Annotated in this window: 13 protein-coding genes and 1 other RNA gene; 4 read left to right on the forward strand and 10 right to left on the reverse strand. The window is 70.2% G+C overall.

Annotated elements, in window-relative coordinates:
* Nucleotides 1-96: 96 nt before the first annotated feature.
* Nucleotides 97-1,089 (reverse strand): LysR family transcriptional regulator, encoded by a 993-nt coding sequence (locus CW359_RS35665; RefSeq protein ID WP_105974361.1) that lies wholly within the window; start codon nucleotides 1,087-1,089, stop codon nucleotides 97-99.
* Between the two features lie 101 nt (nucleotides 1,090-1,190).
* Here CW359_RS35665 and CW359_RS35670 point away from each other — a divergent pair, with 101 nt between their 5' ends.
* The 3 genes from CW359_RS35670 (at nucleotide 1,191) to CW359_RS35680 (ending at nucleotide 5,810) form a co-directional block, all read left to right on the forward strand.
* Nucleotides 1,191-2,462: an MFS transporter gene (locus CW359_RS35670; protein WP_105974362.1), complete on the forward strand. Its 1,272-nt coding sequence runs from the start codon at nucleotides 1,191-1,193 to the stop codon at nucleotides 2,460-2,462.
* Nucleotides 2,463-2,535: 73 nt separating this feature from the next.
* Entirely contained in the window at nucleotides 2,536-4,794 is a 2,259-nt protein-coding gene (yicI, locus tag CW359_RS35675) for an alpha-xylosidase (protein ID WP_105974363.1), read from the forward strand.
* A complete protein-coding gene (locus tag CW359_RS35680; protein ID WP_198655516.1) occupies nucleotides 4,794-5,810 on the forward strand; it encodes a LacI family DNA-binding transcriptional regulator in 1,017 nt (338 codons plus the stop codon). The genes yicI and CW359_RS35680 overlap by 1 nt, the downstream gene beginning before the upstream one ends.
* A 103-nt stretch (nucleotides 5,811-5,913) precedes the next feature.
* On the opposite strand, the gene CW359_RS35685 is transcribed toward CW359_RS35680, so the two are convergent.
* The 7 genes from CW359_RS35685 to ftsE form a co-directional block, all read right to left on the reverse strand.
* Nucleotides 5,914-6,657, reverse strand: coding sequence for a hypothetical protein (locus tag CW359_RS35685; RefSeq protein WP_105974365.1), 744 nt, complete (start codon nucleotides 6,655-6,657; stop codon nucleotides 5,914-5,916).
* Nucleotides 6,654-11,111, reverse strand: a complete 4,458-nt coding sequence (locus tag CW359_RS35690; protein ID WP_105974366.1) for an RICIN domain-containing protein — start codon at nucleotides 11,109-11,111, stop codon at nucleotides 6,654-6,656. The genes CW359_RS35685 and CW359_RS35690 overlap by 4 nt, the downstream gene beginning before the upstream one ends.
* Before the next feature lie 257 nt (nucleotides 11,112-11,368).
* Nucleotides 11,369-11,771: a transfer-messenger RNA gene (gene ssrA / locus CW359_RS35695) on the reverse strand.
* Between the two features lie 118 nt (nucleotides 11,772-11,889).
* Complete coding sequence (smpB, locus tag CW359_RS35700) at nucleotides 11,890-12,372, reverse strand: SsrA-binding protein SmpB (RefSeq protein WP_105974367.1); 483 nt, start codon at nucleotides 12,370-12,372, stop codon at nucleotides 11,890-11,892.
* 70 nt (nucleotides 12,373-12,442) lie between these two features.
* Nucleotides 12,443-13,621, reverse strand: coding sequence for a S41 family peptidase (locus CW359_RS35705; protein ID WP_105974368.1), 1,179 nt, complete (start codon nucleotides 13,619-13,621; stop codon nucleotides 12,443-12,445).
* Nucleotides 13,622-13,688: 67 nt separating this feature from the next.
* Nucleotides 13,689-14,609, reverse strand: coding sequence for a permease-like cell division protein FtsX (gene ftsX, locus CW359_RS35710; protein ID WP_105974369.1), 921 nt, complete (start codon nucleotides 14,607-14,609; stop codon nucleotides 13,689-13,691).
* Between the two features lie 54 nt (nucleotides 14,610-14,663).
* Nucleotides 14,664-15,353 (reverse strand): cell division ATP-binding protein FtsE, encoded by a 690-nt coding sequence (gene ftsE, locus CW359_RS35715; protein ID WP_044472073.1) that lies wholly within the window; start codon nucleotides 15,351-15,353, stop codon nucleotides 14,664-14,666.
* 311 nt (nucleotides 15,354-15,664) lie between these two features.
* Between ftsE and CW359_RS35720 the strand changes: the two genes are divergently transcribed.
* On the forward strand, nucleotides 15,665-15,856 hold the full coding sequence (locus CW359_RS35720; protein ID WP_105974370.1) for a hypothetical protein: 192 nt from the start codon (nucleotides 15,665-15,667) through the stop codon (nucleotides 15,854-15,856).
* 117 nt (nucleotides 15,857-15,973) lie between these two features.
* On the opposite strand, the gene CW359_RS35725 is transcribed toward CW359_RS35720, so the two are convergent.
* Nucleotides 15,974-16,588, reverse strand: coding sequence for an LPXTG cell wall anchor domain-containing protein (locus tag CW359_RS35725; RefSeq protein WP_105974371.1), 615 nt, complete (start codon nucleotides 16,586-16,588; stop codon nucleotides 15,974-15,976).
* Between the two features lie 315 nt (nucleotides 16,589-16,903).
* Nucleotides 16,904-18,010 (reverse strand): peptide chain release factor 2, encoded by a 1,107-nt coding sequence (gene prfB, locus CW359_RS35730; RefSeq protein ID WP_105974372.1) that lies wholly within the window; start codon nucleotides 18,008-18,010, stop codon nucleotides 16,904-16,906.
* Nucleotides 18,011-18,195: the final 185 nt, after the last annotated feature.

An 18,195-nucleotide genomic window follows, 5' to 3' on the forward strand; every position in this document is an offset into this window, starting at 1 on the left:
CGAACCGGACCCCCATCCGGTCCGAGCGCCCCCATTTATCACACTGCACCCGGGCCACGAATGTAGCGCACATGGAGGTCCTGTGTTTGCCATGTGTTACTTGTGGGCCGAAATGATGTTGAAATCGGTGGCTGGAAACCAACTATCGACAGGCTTCCGCAGCCACCCCTCCTCCCGCGCGAGCCCGGCGGCGGCCCGCCGGAGGGCGTCCAATCCCGGATGCACCAGACCCTTCCGCCACACCAGCGAGACCGGAGAGAGCGGAACGGGGTCGACCAGCGGTCGCAGCACCGTCCCGGGCATGGCCGGAAAGTCCACCACGGCCAGGACCGGGGTCCGCAACTTGGCCATGATCCGCTGGAACTCCTCGTCGCCCACAGCGAGCGGCGCGGGTGGCGCGATATCGATGCCACGTCCTGCGAACAGTTGACGCGCGAGGTCGGTCCACTCAGGCGTACGGGGATTCCCGGCACCGGCATACACGGCCTCCCCCGCCAGCGCGGCCAACGGAACCTCGGCCAGCGCCGCCAGCCGATGCCCCTCGGGCAGCACGACCGCCATCGGCTCGTAGCGCACGGGCTGCTGCTCCAACCGGGCCCGCAGCGCCGGGTCCAGGCCCGCGAACCTTCCGAACGACGCGTCGAGCCGGCCCGCGAGCAACTCCCCCGCCGCGAAGGCGAGTCCGCTCTCGAACCGGGCCATCAGCTCGCACTCCGGAGCGAGTTCACGCGCCCGGTGCAGCACCCGCCGCCCGGTGACCAGCCCCGGCGAGTTCAGATCGACGAGCAGCGGCCGGGCCTCCCCGAACGCGGCCAGCAGCTCGTCGTGGGCGGCCAACACCCGCCGGGCGTACGGCAACAGCCGCTCACCGTCGGCCGAGAGCGCCACCCGCCGGGTCGACCGTACGAGGAGTTCGGCGCCCAACTCCCTTTCCAGGCGCCGGATGTCCCGGCTCAGCGCCTGCTGGGCGACGTAGAGGCGGGCGGCGGCCCGGGTGAAGTGCAGCTCCTCGGCGACGGTGACGAAGGCGCGGAGGAGACGGGGGTCGAGGTGGTGGGGCGACGGGTGGTCCGGGGCGGGCTCGGGCATCCGGCGAACCTATAGGACCCGCGCGACTCACAACGGGAGTGCGTGAATGGGTCCGGATCAGGTGTTGGACCCGGTGATCGGCCCGGGGCGACGGTGGACGCATGCCGCAGCCGTCCCCGCCACGACCACATTCACGTACAACTCCCCGCCCACCGGGCCCGTACCGCCGCCTCTTCACCCTCCCCGGCGCCCGTGCCTTCACCGCCGGGAACCTGATCGCCCGGCTCCCGATGGGCATGTTCAGCGTGAGCGCGGTCATCATGATCGCCGGTTCGCGCGGCTCGTACGCCCTCGCCGGTGCCGTCACCGCGACCGGGCTCGCCGCCACCGCCCTGGTCGCCCCCTGGACCGCACGGCTCGTCGACCGCCACGGACAGGCCCGGATCGCCGTACCGGCCACGGCACTTGCCGCCCTCGGCTCGCTCGCCCTCCTGTTGTGCGTGCGCTACGGCGCCCCCGACTGGACCCTGTTCGCCGCGTACGCCGCCACCGCCACGACCCCCAACACGGGCGGGATGTCACGCGCCCGCTGGGCCCACCTGCTGGACGGCGACGGGAAGGGCGACAAGGCGGCGCTGCACACCGCCAACTCCTTCGAACAGGCCGCCGACGAGCTGTGCTTCATGCTGGGCCCGGTCCTCGCGGCCTTCCTCTGCGGGGCGTTGTTCCCGGAGGCGGGCACGCTGGTCGGCGCGGTGCTGATGATGACGGGCGTGCTCGTCTTCGCGGCCCAGCGGTCGACCGAACCGCCGGTCGGCCCTCGCGTCGAAGGGCTTCACCAGGGCCGTACGTCCCCGCTGCGCGCCCCCGGAATGCGCCCGCTGCTGGCCGTATGCCTGGCCACGGGCGCGGTGTTCGGGTCGATGGAGGTCGTCACGATCGCCTTCGCGGACGAACGGGGGCACCGGGCGGCGGCCGGCGCCGTACTCGCCCTCCAGGCGGCCGGTTCGTGCGCGGCCGGTCTCCTGTACGGGGCCCTGCGCCCGACCGGCCCCGCCGAGCGGCGCCACCCCTGGTGCCTGGCCGCGATGACGGCGCTGATGACCCTCCCCCTACTGGCCGCGGCCACGACCGGCTCCCTCCTCGTCCTCGCGGGCGCGCTCCTCGTCGCCGGGATGGCCACGGCGCCCACGATGATCACGAACATGACCCTGGTCCAGAGCCGCACCCCCGAGGGCCGCCTGAACGAGGGCATGACCCTCGCGGTGACCGGCCTTCTCGGCGGTATCGCCTGCGGTTCGGCGGCCGGTGGCTGGACGGCGGAACACGTGTCGGCGACGGCCGGATACGGCGTCCCGGTGGCAGCGGCGGCGAGCGCGCTGCTCCTGTCCCTGGCCACGACCGGCCGGACCGATTCCCGTACGCCCCATTGACTGGTGCACACGCGGCACATACCTTCGCCCGTCGAAGCGCTTCGACGGGCGCGGGTACGAAGGGGTACCGACTGTGAAGTTCACCGACGGCTACTGGCTGCTGCGCGAGGGTGTCACCGCCGCCCACCCGGTCGAGGTCCTCGATGTGACGGCCACCGACGGCACGCTGGACATCCACGCGCCGACCCAGCCCATCCGCCACCGCGGCGACCTGCTGAAGGGACCGGTCGTGACGATCAGCGCGCACGCCCCGCTGCCCGACGTCATCGGCGTCACCTTCACCCACTTCCAGGGCGAGCAGCCGCAGAGTCCCCAGTTCGAGCTGCGGAGAGAGGAGTTGACGGCGACCACCGAGTACGACGACGAGTCCGCGACCCTGACCTCCGGCACCCTCTCCGTCCGGGTCAGCCGCATCACCCCCTGGCACGTCGACTTCCTCGCCGACGGCCAGGTCCTCACCAGCAGCGGCCCCAAGGGCATGGGCATCATGCGGGACGCGACGACCGGGGCCCATTACCTGCGCGAGCAGCTGGGGTTGGGGGTCGGCACGAGCGTGTACGGCCTCGGCGAGCGCTTCGGTCCGCTGGTGAAGAACGGCCAGGTCGTCGACATGTGGAACGCCGACGGCGGCACGGCCACCGAACAGGCCTACAAGAACGTGCCGTTCTACCTGACGGACGCGGGCTACGGCGTCTTCGTCGACCACCCGGGCAGGGTCTCCTTCGAGGTCGGCTCGGAGGCGGTGTCGCGGGTCCAGTTCAGCGCGGAGACACAGCAGTTGACGTACTACGTCATCCACGGCCCGACCCCGAAGGACATCCTCCGCAAGTACACGGCCCTGACCGGCCGCCCGGCGCTGCCGCCCCCGTGGTCGTTCGGCCTGTGGCTCTCCACCTCCTTCACCACGTCCTACGACGAGGAGACGGTGACGTCGTTCATCGAGGGCATGCGGGAGCGCGAACTCCCGCTGTCCGTCTTCCACTTCGACTGTTTCTGGATGCGGGAGTTCAACTGGTGCGACTTCCGGTGGGACCCCCGGGTGTTCCCCGACCCCGAGGGCATGCTCCAGCGGCTGAAGGCGAAGGGCCTGCACATCAGCGTCTGGATCAACCCGTACATCGCGCAGCGCTCCCCACTCTTCGCCGAGGGCAAGGCACTTGGCCATCTCCTCCGTCGCCCGGACGGGAGTGTGTGGCAGTGGGACCTGTGGCAGCCGGGCATGGCCCTGGTCGACTTCACCAGTCCGGCGGCCCGTGACTGGTACGCGGCGAAACTGGAGGCCGTGCTCGCGCAGGGCGTCGACTGCTTCAAGACCGACTTCGGTGAACGGGTGCCGCTGGACGTGGAGTTCGCCGACGGCTCGGACCCGGAGCGGATGCACAACTACTACACGTACCTCTACAACAGGACCGTCTTCGACGTGCTGCGCAAGCATCGCGGCGAGGGGGAGGCGGTCGTGTTCGCGCGTTCGGCGACGGCGGGCAGCCAGCAGTTCCCGGTGCACTGGGGCGGTGACTGCGAGGCGACGTACGAGTCGATGGCGGAGTCGCTGAGAGGCGGACTGTCGCTCGGCCTGTCCGGGTTCGGCTACTGGAGCCACGACATCGGCGGCTTCGAGGGCACCCCGAGCCCCGCGCTCTTCAAACGCTGGGTGGCCTTCGGCCTGTTGTCGTCCCACAGCCGGCTGCACGGCAGCTCGTCCTACCGGGTGCCGTGGCTGTTCGACGAGGAGGCCGTGGACGTCCTGCGGCTGTTCACCAGGCTGAAGCTCCGCCTCATGCCCTACCTCTACGAGGCCGCCCGCACCGCGAGCGCGGAGGGCGTCCCGATGATGCGCGCGATGGTCCTGGAGTTCCCGGACGACCCCGGATGCGCCTACCTGGAACGGCAGTTCATGCTCGGCCCGGACCTGCTGGTCGCCCCGGTGTTCAGCGACGAGGGAGACGTCTCGTACTACGTCCCGGAGGGCGAGTGGACCCACTTCATGACCGGGAGGACGGTGACAGGGCCGCGCTGGGTGCGGGAGCGACACGCCTTCGACAGCGTGCCGTTGCTGGTGCGTCCGGGCTCGGTGATCCCGGTCGGCGCGGTGGCCGACCGCCCGGACTACGCGTACGCCGACGGGGTCACCCTGCACGCGTACGGCCTGGAACGCGGCGCCCAAGTGACCGTACCCGTGGGCGACTCGACGTTCACGGTGGTCCGCGAGGGCGACACCCTGCGGGCCTCGTGCGGCGATCCGGCGGCGCCGTGGGGACTGGCAGCGGGCGGACGTGAGGTGCGGGCGAAGGCGGGCACCGGGTTCCTGACGCTGGAACTGGGAGGCGCGTGATGGTGAAGATCACCGATGTGGCCCGGCACGCCGGGGTCTCCCCGAGCACGGTCTCCTACGCCCTCAGCGGCAAGCGCCCGATCTCCGAGGAGACCCGGCGGCGCGTCGAGCGGTCGATCAACGAACTCGGCTACCGCCCCCACGCGGGCGCCCGTGCCCTGGCGAGCAGCCGCTCAGCCGTCCTGGCACTGGCGATCCCGTTACGGGCCGGCGTGCACATCCCGGTGGCCATGGGTTTCGCGGTGTCGGTGGTGACGGCCGCGCGCCGCCACGACCACGACGTGCTGCTCCTCACCCAGGAGGAGGGCGAGGACGGCCTGCGCCGGGTGGCGGACACCGCCCTGGTCGACGGGCTGATCGTGATGGACGTCCAGCTCCACGACGACCCCCGGCTGCCGCTGCTGCGCGCACTGGACCTCCCGTCGGTCCTGATCGGCGTCCCCGCCGACCCGACCGGCCTGACCTGCGTCGACCTGGACTTCAGGGCGGCGGGCGAGCTGTGCGTGGAGCGCCTCGCGGCCCTCGGTCACCGGGTGATCGCCCTGATCGGCTCCCCGCCCGAGGTGTACGTGCGCCGCACCGCCTTCGCCCAGCGCGTGGTCCAGGGCTTCACGGCCGCGGCGGACCGGCGCGGCCTGTCGTCCTCGGTGCACCCCTGCGAGGCGACACCGGCGGCGGCACGGCTGGTCGCGGAGCAACTCCTGCGCGAGCAACCGGCGTTGACGGGGGTGGTGGTCCACAACGAGGCGATCCTGACCCCCCTGATCGACGCCTTCGAAGACCTGGGCCTACGAGTCCCGGCCGACCTCTCCCTCACCGCGATCTGCCCGGACGACCTGGCCGAGACCCTCCCCGTGCCGGTCACCTCGGTCGCCGTACCGTCGACGGAGGTGGGCGCGGGGGCGGTGGACCTGCTGATGAGGAAGCTGAACGGCACGGGTCACACCCCGGAGACAACCCTCCTGCCACCCCGCCTGACGGAACGGGCGAGCACGGTGGCGCGGGCGACGAGGTGATCCCCGTCCTGACCCCCTGAGTCTCGCCGTCACCTCTCCCCGAACGCGGTGTGGCCGGTGAGGCGCACCTGCCTCACCGGCCACACCCACAACCCCTCCGCACCTACACCTGACGGTCCCCCCGCCATCTGACCAAAGTCAGCGCGGCCAGACCGCCATTCGCCAGGCCCTTGTAGGTCACCGTCCGGTCCGGGCCCAGCTCGTGCGCGACGCGCTTCGCCAGTTCCGCCCCTTCGTGGAACAGCCGTTCCCACTCGGCGTCGTACTTGCCGTCGACCTGGTCCCGCAGGTCCGCGTTGAGCGTGTCGTCGATGGCCCGCGCCCACCTGTACAGGTCGGCGACCAAGTCCTCGGAGAGGGACAGCGCGGCGGCCGGATCGTCCGGGAAGAAGTCCCCGAACCCCTCCGAGCGCAGCGGCCCGTACTTGAACTCGCCCTCGACCGTGACGTCGACCGGGTGCGGGGGCGTGTCATGGCTGTCCCGCTCCCAGTGGAGCCGGTCGCAGCCCCAGCACAGCCACTTCGCCGAACCGTGCCCCTCGTCCCAGAACCGTACGGACCACGCCGGGCCGAGCCGCCGGGCGAGCCGCTGGGCGACCGCCAGGCCCTGCTTGACGTGCCTCCGCAGGTCCGGACGGGACGTGAACCCGCCCGGCGGACGGGACAGGGACCACGCGCCCAGTGCCTCCGCCAGCTCCGGTGGGAGCAGCAGCCGTTCGTCGTCCAGCGGGACGGGGACGGTGAAGGCGCCGAGGTCGTCCTGGGCCCAGGGGTCCGCCGTCTCGTAGAGGGGAGACGTCTCGCCCCGCGCCCGCACGAGCAGGTGCCGCGGTTCTTCGGGGGTCATGCGATGTTCGCTCCGATCACGAATCCGTTGTCGCCCACGCTAACGGCGATCCGATGGACCTTGCCGTTGAAGGCAACCTCGTAGATCGGCCTGCCGGCCCCTTGGGTGCCGACCTTCGTGCCCTGAGTCAGTGCCTTCGCCACGACGGCCGGGATGTCCTCCACGCGGATGCCCGCGCTCGCGAACTCTCCGGCGTGCCGGAAGACGATGTGCGTCAGGCCCGCGTTGACAGTCCCCTTCTCCAGCCAGGCGACGGGCAGGCCGGGCTTGGCGTAGTTGACGATCCAGATCGTGTTCGCCCTGTCGATCTTCGTGCCGGCGGCCCTGAGCTGTTCCAGGAGCTTGGTGTCGAGCGCGCCCCGGGCGATCCTGGACCGTTCCGCCACGGAGGTCGCGACCCGCAGCCCCATGCCTGCCGCGCTGGTGGCGTCGGCGACATCGAGGGCACCCTTCTCGCCGTAGATCTTCTTCAGGTCCGCGAGGATGTCCGCGGCGTTCTCGCCGGTCTTGACGGCGATCTCGACCCGCTGGGCGATCTTGACCGCCTGCGCGAGCTTCGTGAACATCGCCTGCGGCACGAAGAGCGTGGCGGCCCAGGCACAGCTGGACTTGTCGCCGTGGTAGCACTTGGCGACGTCGCCCAGCACGATTTCGTACAGGATCGCGCCGGCCGTCTCCCCGAAGAGGGCCTGCCAGCCGATCCGGGTGATGTCCCCGAAGCTGAAGTGGTGGGTCCACTCCTGCTTCTGGTCCGCGAACGACTTCGTGTCGAGGAACACCCAGTCGGCCTTGGGGCAGCCGGTCTCGGTGGCGGGGACATCGGGGTTGGCGCAGAAGTAGTAGCTGACGGTGATGTTGAGCCGCAGCTCGTACGTCACCGTGCAGCCCTGGGGCACGTACTCGCACTCGTTGAGCTGCTTGGCCGGTGCCGCGTCGGTCATCTTGTCGACGACGTAGAAGACGCCGTCGATGCCGGAGCCGGAACCATCGGCGACAGTCTGGTTGGCGCCCTTCCGCTCCGAGGACTCGTAGGCCTCCTGCGCCGAGTCCGCGTACTTCTGCGCGTCCTTCGCCGCCTCCTCCGCGAGCGTCGCCTCCGCGTCCGCCCGGTCGGCCGCCGCGCGGGCGTCCTTCGCCGCCTGCTCGGCCGCCGACGCGGCCTGCCGGGCCGCAGCCGCGTCCAGGGCCGCCTGGTCGGCGGAGGCTCGGGCGTCCTTGGCGTAGTTCTCCGCGCGTCCGGCGGCCCGGTCGGCCGCCGCCGCGTCCACGCCGGCCTGCCTGTCGTACTCGATCGTGCGGGCCAGCGACTGCTGCGCCTCGGCCGCGTACTGTGCGGCCTCCGCCGAGTAACCCATCGCCTCCTTGGCCGACTTGCGGGCCTGCGCCGCGAATCCGGCGGCCTCGGAGGCCAGGACGAGCGCCGCCTTCGCGTCACCCGTCGCCGCGTTCGCGGTGCTCTGGGCCTGCGACGCGACCTGCGCCGCGTTCGCCTCGTGCGCCTCGGCGACCGCCACCTGCTGCTCGGCGATCGTCTTCGTCGACTGACCGGTCAACACGGCCAGCCCCGCCGCCGAGTCCGTCGTGACGTACGGCGAGCCGAGCTGGATCGCGTCGTTCGCCGGCGCGGCCACCTGCTGCGCCGAGTTACGGGCGTCCTCCGCCGCCCGCGCGGTCGTGTACGCGTGGCCGACTGCGTCCGCCGCACCCGCGACCGCCTTGGCGGCCTCGGCCTTCGCCACGTCGGCGTGCGTCCTCGCCTCGGCCGCGTGCTTCTCGGCCTCGTCGGCGAGTTCGTCCGCCGTACGGGCCGCCTGGGCCGCCACCTGCGAGGCCTTGATGGCGTCGGCCGCCGAGGCCGTCGCCGTCCGGACCGCCGCGTCCGCCCGCAACTTGGCGGCCTGCGCCGCGTCCGACTCCGAACGGGCCCGCTTGGCCGCCGCCTCTGCGCGTGTCGCCGCCGCGTCGGCATCGGCCGCCGCGCGCGTCGCCGCGTTCGCCTCGCCGCGGGCCGAGACGGCCGCCGACTCCGCGTCACTCGCGTGCCGGTCCGCGTCGTCGGCCGCAGCCCGCGACGCGGTCGCCTGGTCGTCGGCGTCGTGCGCCTGGGCGTACGCCTCCTTCGCGTCCGCCTTCGCACGGGCCGTGTCGGCCCTGCTCTCGGCGTCCCAGGCGTCGTCCCGCTTGTCCTTGGCGTTGTCCCGCGCCGCCTCGGCGTCCTTACGACGCTCACGCGCCGTCGTCTCGGAGGCCTCGGCCCGGCCCTTCGCACTGTTCGCCTCGGTCGCGTACCCCTCGGCGTTCTGCCGGTGCTGCGCGGCCTCGGCCTGCTTCTGCGCGGCGGTCTCCTTCTCCGCCCTCGCCGTCTGCTCCTCCCGCTCGGCGTTCAGCCGGTGCGCGCGGGCATCGGCGGCAGCGGCCTTCGCGTCCGCCTCCGCCTGCTGCGTCTCGCCCAGCTTGGCCTTGGCGAGATCCCGGGCGGCCTTCGCGTTCTGCGCCTGTACGGCGGCGGCGTCGGCGGCGGCCTTCGCCTGCTCCCTCGCCTGGTTCGCCGCGGCCGTACGGAACGCCGCCTTCGACGCGGCGGTCTGCGTCACCGCACGCGCGGCGATGGTCGCGCTGTCCCCGGCGGCGGCCCGCGTGGCCGCGTCAGCGGTCTCACCGGCCTTCACCAGCGCGTCGAGCGCGGCCGACGACGCCTTCGTGACCTGTGCCTTCTGCAGCCCGACCAGCAGACCGCGGCCCCTGGGGGCACCGGCCTGATCGGCGATCGTGTACGCGGCCTGCGTGGCCGTGTCCGACGCCGTGGCCGCCTTCTTCGCGGTGGCGGCCTGCGCCTTGATCGCCGCGAGCTGGCTGGCCGAGGCGGCCCGGGCGGCGGCGATGCCCGCCTTCACCCTGGTGAACTGGGCCGTCGTCGGGTAGTCCACGCTGTCGGTGCCCTGGTGACCGGACGGCGTGATGTCGAACTTCTGCGGGACGGTGCCCTTGCAGTCCCACATCCGCCCGTCACGGCTGTTGTCGTACGTCGCGAGGTCGAGGCAGTTGCCGGTGCCCGTGTTGAACAGGCGGGTCGTGCCGTGGGTGTCGTACTCCCACTTCTGGGCGGCGCTGCCGTTGCACGTCCAGATCTGTACGGCCGTCCCGTTGGCGGTGCCGGAGCTCTTCACGTCCAGGCACTTGCCGGAGTTGACGTTGACGAGCGAGTCGTCCCTGATCTGCCACTTCTGCCCGGCGCCGCCGTTGCACGTGTAGATCTGCACGAGCGAACCGTTGGTCTTGCCCGCGCCCGCCACTTCGAGGCACTTGTCGGCGGCGCCGTTGGCGTGGATGACCATCGGGCTGTCGCCGATCCAGCCGGGACCGCCAGCCGACCAGTAGCTCTGCCAGCGGGTGAGATGGTCGGCGATCCAGGACTGGCCCAGCATCTCGCCGAGCGCCTTGGAACCGGCCGCGAGCGCCTTCACCGCGTCGCGGTTGGCGTTCAGGATCTGGTTACGGGGCGCCGCCTGCGACGCGATCTCCTGCTGCCACTCCGCCGACGCGGCGGCCACCTGCTTGCCCAGCACCTTGTTCGGATCGACAGGACCGCGCCACCCGCACGCCGCGAACCGCGTCTTCAGATCCTCGACAGCCAGCCGGTACTCGACCGACCCCGGCTCCGCGGCCGTACGCGGGAACCCGCCCGACGCCAGGAAGAGCCGCGCGTTGTCCGAACCCGTGGGCTCCGGACTCCAGTTGACGAGGCTGTCCCACGCCTGGTGCTCCGCGTACGCCCGGTTCCAGTCCGGATCCGAGGCGGACGGGCTCTGCCCGTACAGCGGGGTGCCGAGATCCTTGACGGCCTTCAGCGTGGCCGCGTCGGCCGACGGCGTCGGGTCCTCGTACAGATCGCCCTCGGTCTTCCAGAACTGGTCGTAGATCCACTGCGAGAGACCGGTCTGGCTGTGGAAGCTCTTCTCCTCGCTGCCCGGCAGCCCCGGCGGGTCCTGGAAGTCCGCGACGGACTTGAACCCACCCGGGGTCGGCAGCCCCGCCACCGGCTTCTTCCACTCCTGGAGGCGGGCGTACAGCGCGTCGCCCTCCTTGTCGGCGGCGGCCTTGTCCTGCTTGAACGCCGTCGCGAGCGGGGTGTCGTTCCAGTACTCCCGGTTCGCCGCCGTGCGCAGCTTGTCCGGGGTCTGGTCGAGCGCGTTCTGCGCGGTGGTGAACATGCCCGCGCCGCCGATGCGCAGGGCGTCGGCCATCAGGCACTGGTCCTGCCGCAGCTGCTGTGCGGCGGCGCTGTCGAATCCGTCGTAGCTGTCGGCGACGGTGGTCATCGGCGCGGAGTCGTCGGCGTAGCGGGCGGCCAGCTCGGGGCGGGCGGCGACCGTGCTCAGGACGGCTATGGAGAGAGCGACCGGGACCACACGCGCGAAGTGTCTTGTCGATCTTCGCAAGAACAAGAAGAACATCCCCCTCGTGAACGAACGCAGGCAGGGGTTACCTGTCCTGCCCGTCCGAAGAGGCAGACATGGCGGCGGTTCCCCCCGTCCGCGGTCTGATGTGCGCGATGGCGAACGGGTCGGGTCCGCCTGGCGCGACGGTCACCATAGACATGACACAGGTATCGGCGCAAGGCACGAAGAGCAACGGGGAGAGGACGCCAAAAGCCCCGCCGCTCGAAAGCGACGGGGCCTTTGACATCGTACGACACTGCATAACATGGGAATTGTGGAGATGGCGGGAATCGAACCCGCGTCCAACGGTGCGGAATCAGGGCTTCTCCGTGTGCAGTTCGCTGTGCTTTTCTCGGCCCCGGCAATCACGCGAACAAGTCGCCGACGGGCCCAGTCACTGTTAGATTTCCCTCTTCACCCCGTGACCGGGATCAAGGTTTAGTCCCCTAGCTGATGCCAGGATCCGGGTCGGGAACACTCCCGGGCTGACACTCCCTTTAGTAAGGAGCAGGCTCGTCGCTACCTGAGATCAGGCGGCGAGGGAGAACTGCTGCTTGGGAGAATCGCTGTTGGAATTGGCGATTATTTTTTTCGGCCTGTGGTTTACGAGATCATGGCCGCTTCCTCGACACGCTTCACCTGCTTCGACAGCCGCTGTCGAAACCGATCATCCCCATGTTGTTTTTTCAATCCTCCGAAGAGGGCCCCTCCTGAGAGAGACGTACACCCGCTGTGGGGTGCGGTTGCCATCGTACGTGACCAACGCACGCCGATGCCACCGTATTCCGTGCCGCTAGCCGTGCTGCTGCTTGCGCCGCACCGCCGAGACCGCCCGGTCCGTCTCGCGCCGGTCCTGCTTCTCCCGCAGCGTCTGCCGCTTGTCGTACTCCTTCTTGCCTCGCGCCAGCGCGATCTCGATCTTCGCCCGGCCGTCCTTGAAGTACAGGGCGAGGGGCACGATCGCGTGACCCGTCTCCTGCGACTTGGACTCCAGCTTCTCGATCTCCGCGCGGTGCAGCAGCAGCTTCCGCTTGCGCCGGGCGCTGTGGTTGGTCCAGGTGCCCTGGGTGTACTCCGGGACGTGCACGTTGTGCAGCCACGCCTCGTGCCCGTCGAGCTGCACGAAGCCGTCGACGAGCGAGGCCCGCCCCTGACGCAGCGACTTCACCTCGGTACCGGTGAGGACCAGACCGGCCTCGTAGGTGTCGATGATGGCGTAGTCGTGCCGCGCCTTCTTGTTCTGGGCGATCAGCTTCCGCCCTTTTTCCTTTGCCATAGTGCGGCCATTTTCGCACTAGGAGGCCGCCCGGAGGAAAGCCGATTACGGGAAGGGGCCCAGGAGGGTCCTAGGAGGGATCGCCCAGGCCGCTGAGCACCGTCTCCGCCTGCTCCAGTGCCCCCTGGTCGGCGTCGAGGTCGGGGGTGAGGCCCACGCCGTCGACGCCGCGGCCCGACGGGGTGCGGTAGTGGCCGACGGTCAGTTCGGCGACGGAGCCGTCGGGGAGGCGGCTCGGCATCTGGACCGAGCCCTTGCCGAAGGTCCTGGAGCCCACGACGACCGCCCGGCCCCGGTCCTGGAGGGCTCCGGTGAGCAGCTCGGCCGCGCTCATCGTGCCGCCGTCGACGAGCGCGACCAGGGGTCTGGTGGTGTCGCCGCCCGGATCGGCGTGCAGGGCGCGCTGCTCGCCGTTGACGTCGTACGTGGCGACCAGGCCGCCGTCGAGGAAGGCGGAGGCAGCGGTGACGGCCTCGGTGACCAGGCCGCCGGAGTTGCCGCGCAGGTCGAGGATGATGCCGGCGCCGGCCGGGGCGTTCCGTACGGCCGTGCGCACGGTGTCGCCGACGCCCTTGGTGAAGGCGGCGACCCGGATGACGGTGACCTTGTTGTCGGCGACCTGCCGGACGGTCGCGGAGTCCGTGGAGAGCCTGGCCCGGCGTACGGTCTCGCTCCACGCGCGCGTGCCGCGCTCCAGGCCGAGCCGGACCGTCGTACCGGCGGCGGCGTCCTGGGCGTCGCCGCGCAGTAAGGAGACGACCTCGGTGACCGGCAGGCCGTCGACCGCCTCGCCGTCCACACTCCGCAGCCGGTCGCCGCTGCGGATGCCCGCGACGGCCGCGGGCGATCCGGCGCGCACCCTGGTGACCTCGATACGGCCGTCCCGCTCGCGCCGGGCCCACAGTCCGACGCCGGTGTACTGGCCGTCGAGGGCCTCTTCCAACTCCTCGTACTCCCCCGGCGAGTACACGGCCCCCCAGCGGTCCCCGCTGCGGCTGACGGCGCGCTCGGCGGCCTCCATGGGGGACTTGCCGTCGGCCATGGCCTCGGCAGCGGCGGCGGCGACGTCCTCGTGGTGCCCGGCGGGGGCGGCGGCGCGGGCGGTGTCCGGGGCGGCGGACCGCCGCTCGGCGGTCTCGGGGAACGAGCCGGTGGCCGCGCCGGCGACCAGGACACTGGCGAACAGCAACGTCAGAGCCGCCCCGCGGCCTGTGCGGCGGGGCTGTGGGAACAGGTCGCGGCCCGACATGCCGGTGAGTCTAGGACAACGCGAAGGGCCGTACGGTCGGTTGACCGAACGGCCCTCTTGGCATGCGTCACACCTTCAGGTACTTGCGCAACGCGAAGAACGCGGCAAGCGCGGGCATCAGCAGACTCGTCGCGAGGATCAGCGGGAGCTTGGCGAGTACGGCGTCCCAGCCGATGAAGGTGATCAGGTTCAGCTTCTCGGACAGCGCCAGCCCGTGATCGATGATGAAGTACCGCCCGACCAGCAGGAAGGCACAGGCCACGCCTCCGCCGATCAGCCCGGCGACGGCCGCCTCCATGATGAACGGCGCCTGGATGTAGAACCCGGAGGCACCGACCAGCCGCATGATCCCGGTCTCACGCCGACGGCTGAACGCGGAGACGCGCACGGTGTTGACGATCAGCATCAGCGCGACGACGAGCATCAGCGCCATCACCGCGCGGGCGGCCCAGTTCATGCCGTTCAGCAGCCCGAACAGGTTGTCAAGGATGCCTTTCTGGTCCTGCACGGACTGCACCCCGTCGCGCCCGTCGAAGGCGGTCGCGATGACCTGGTACTTCTCCGGGTCCTTGAGCTTGATCCGGTACGACTCCTGCATCTGGTCCGGGGTGAGCGAACTGGCCAGCGGGGAGTCGCCGAACTGCTCCTTGTAGTGCTTGTAGGCCTCGTCCGCGGACTCGTACGTGACGTTCTGCACGACCGAGTTCATCTTCTCCAGATCCGCGAGGATCTGCTTCTTCTGGTCGCTCGTCACCGCGCCCTTGGCACAGTTCGGGTCGGACTCGGCGTCGCTCTTGTTGCAGAGGAACACCGAGACGTTGACCTTGTCGTACCAGTAGCCCTTCATCGTGCTGACCTGGTCGCTCATCAGGAGCGACCCGCCGAACAGGGCGAGCGACAGGGCGACGGAGACGACGACGGCGAAGGTCATCGTCAGATTGCGACGGAGACCGACACCGATCTCCGACAGTACGAACTGGGCGCGCATGGCCTGCTCAAGCCTTTCCGAGGACTCCGAGGGCTCCGGGGACTCCCGGGACTGTCAGTGCTGGTAGCCGTAGACGCCGCGCGCCTGGTCGCGGACGAGACGGCCCTTCTCCAGCTCGATGACGCGCTTGCGCATCTGGTCCACGATGTTCTGGTCGTGCGTCGCCATCACCACGGTGGTGCCCGTCCGGTTGATCCGGTCGAGCAGCTTCATGATGCCGACGGAGGTCTGCGGGTCGAGGTTGCCGGTCGGCTCGTCCGCGATCAGCAGCTTGGGCCGGTTCACGAAGGCCCGCGCGATGGCGACCCGCTGCTGTTCACCACCGGACAGCTCCCCGGGCATCCGCTCCTCTTTACCCCCCAGCCCGACAAGGTCGAGCACCTGAGGGACGGACTTACGGATCTCACCCTTGGACTTGCCGATGACCTCCTGCGCGAAGGCGACGTTCTCGGCGACCGTCTTGTTCGGCAGCAGCCGGAAGTCCTGGAACACCGTCCCCAGCTGGCGCCGCATCTGCGGCACCTTCCAGTTGGAGAGACGCGCGAGATCCTTGCCGAGGACATGCACCTGGCCGTGGCTGGCGCGCTCCTCGCGGAGGATCAGCCGCAGGAAGGTGGACTTTCCGGAGCCGGAGGACCCGACGAGGAAGACGAACTCACCCTTCTCGACCTCCAGGGTGACATCCCTGAGGGCGGGGTGGTTCTGCTTGGGGTAGACCTTGGAGACGCTGTCGAATCGGATCACGGATACACCACAGGCCGTCGGAGACATCGGGGGCGGACGAGCGTGACCATACGCGACCGGGCCACCCAAGCGCAGGCTCCGGACCCGCTTGGGCAAGGCTTGTGACCTTTTGTACGGGGCGAAGCCCCCGTACAGGGGCGCGGGGAACCGCGCGACCAGCCACGCACGACCGGCAGCCGCGAGACAAGAGCAAGCACCTCCTGCAGAGCGAACCGCGCAACCTCCGGAGGAACCTGGCACAGTGGTGTGGGGAACGGTTGCGTTCCCGTAAGCGTTGTGTACGTGAAAGCGGCGCGAGGAGGGCAAGGCGCATGACGTACGACCGATTGGTGTGCGCGAACTGCGCGGCGCCCGTGAGCGAGGGACGCTGTCCCGTCTGCCGGGCGAACCGCCAGCGACTGGAGCAGGAGAACCCGTTCTCCGGGCTCAACCCGATGGCGCTGATCGCCCTGCTGGCGGTGCTGATAGCGGCACTGGCACTGGTGGCGCACCAGACGGCATAGCGGCGCGGGCAGGGCACGGCCCCAGCACCCAGGGACGCAGGAACGCACGAAGGGCCCGGAGCGACGATGCTCCGGGCCCTTGCGCGTACGTACTACCGGCCGGCGGTCGGCTGCCTACTAGGCCGCCGCGCCGCCACGGCCGCCCACGAGACGCGGGAGGACGCGGAAGGCGATACCGCCGGCGATCATCGTGGCCGCACCGATGATCAGGAAGGTGGTCTCGGCGGCACCGGTCTCGGCCAGCTCGTCGCCGGAGCCCTGGGCCGCGGTCTCGGAGCCCGTGTCGGTGAGGGCCGAGGAGCCCTCCTCCTGGGTGGAGGTGTTGGAGCCGCCGTCGGGGTCGGCGTTGTTGCCGCCGTCGGTGTCGTCGCCGCCGGTGTCGCCACCGGTGCTGCCGCTGCCGTCGTCACCCGTCGGCGTGGAGGACGGGTCCTCCTCGGTGGGCTCGCTCGGCTCGGTGGAGGGCTCCTCCGGCTCGGAGGGCTCCGGCTCGGCCGAGGTCGGGTCCGGGTCCTCGGGGAGGGTGGGCGTGGGGTCGACCGAGGGCGTGTCGGTCGGGATCTCGGAGACGGTCGGAGTCGGGTCCGGCTCTTCCGGGCTCGGGGTGCCGGCGCAGATCACCAGCTCGCACTCGTCGGCGGAGGCTATACCGGCGACGGTGAAGGAGGCACCGGCGGCGATGATCGCTCCGGCCGCGACCCGTGCGACCCGGATCCGCGTCTTGCTTGTCATATGGCTGCTACCCCCAGTAGCTGAAATCATCGGTGGAGCCGCGCCCGGGGCGGTGATCGACAGAGGCAGCGATGAGCGCCTCCGGTTCACATGCGCCCCAGAGATACGCATGCCGAGCGTCACCATTCCGATTTTCCAAAGGAACGTCAAGGTCGTTGCGTACGCAATGTCCGCTTGTTCCCTCGTTGCCGTACATCGGACCCTATGAATGTGACGTAAAGCAAAGCAACCGCCGCCTGGTGGGCGACGGTTGCTTTGTCGACAAGGTGCTGTGCGGGGGCAATACAGGGGCAATGCGGGGGCTGCCCGCGGGTGTTACTTCTCCTGCTGCTTGCGCCAGCGAATCCCGGCTTCGAGGAAACCGTCGATCTCGCCGTTGAACACGGCCTCGGGGTTTCCGACCTCGAACTCCGTACGCAGGTCCTTGACCATCTGGTACGGGTGCAGGACGTACGAACGCATCTGGTTGCCCCAGGAGTTGCCGCCGTCGCCCTTGAGGGCGTTCATCTTGGCCTGCTCCTCCTGGCGGCGCCGGTCGAGCAGCTTCGCCTGGAGGACGTTCATCGCGGACGCCTTGTTCTGGATCTGCGAACGCTCGTTCTGGCAGGAGACGACGATGCCGGTGGGGAGGTGGGTCAACCGCACGGCGGAGTCGGTGGTGTTGACGCCCTGGCCACCGGGTCCGGAGGACCGGTAGACGTCGACGCGCAGCTCGGACTCGTCGATCTCGATGTGATCGGTCGTCTCGACGACGGGCAGGATCTCGACACCGGCGAAGGAGGTCTGGCGGCGCCCCTGGTTGTCGAAGGGCGAGATGCGCACGAGGCGGTGGGTGCCCTGCTCAACGGAGAGGGTGCCGTAGGCGTACGGGACCTGGACGGCGAAGGTGGTGGACTTGATCCCCGCCTCCTCCGCGTACGAGGTCTCGTAGACCTCCGTCTTGTAGCCCTTCTGCTCGGCCCAGCGCAGGTACATCCGCTGCAGCTTCTCGGCGAAGTCGGCGGCGTCGACGCCGCCGGCCTCGGCGCGGATGTTGACCAGGGCCTCACGGGAGTCGTACTCGCCGCTGAGCAGCGTACGGACCTCCATCTCGTCCAGCGCCTTCTTGACGGAGGCCATCTCGGTCTCGGCCTCGGCGCGGGTGTCCGGGTCGTCCTCCTCCTCGGCCATCTCGAAGAGCACGCTCAGATCGTCGATCCGCCCGCGCAGCGCCTCGGCCTTCCTCACCTCCGCCTGGAGGTGGGAGAGCTTGCTGGTGATCTTCTGCGCTTCTTCCGGGTCGTCCCACAGGGACGGCGCCGCCGCCTGCTCCTCGAGCACGGCGACATCTGCCCTCAGCTTGTCGAGGTCCAGGACGGCCTCGATCGACTCCATGGTCGAGGAGAGGGACTTGAGCTCTTCGGAAACATCGACGACTGCCACGACACCAGCGTAACGGCTCCGCCGATCGGCAGAATTTCCCTACCGTCCGCCAGCAGGAACCGCCCTTTTCCCTCGCCCCCGCCGCCCCTACCCGTCCCATCCCCGGGGGCTGCCGCCCCCGGACCCCCCGCTTTGTCCTCAAACGCCGGACGGGCTGAGATGCGGGTGTCTGGGTGGGTGGGTAA

Origin of the sequence: Streptomyces geranii (assembly GCF_002954775.1) — a bacterium.
Taxonomy (GTDB): Bacteria; Actinomycetota; Actinomycetes; order Streptomycetales; family Streptomycetaceae; genus Streptomyces; species Streptomyces geranii.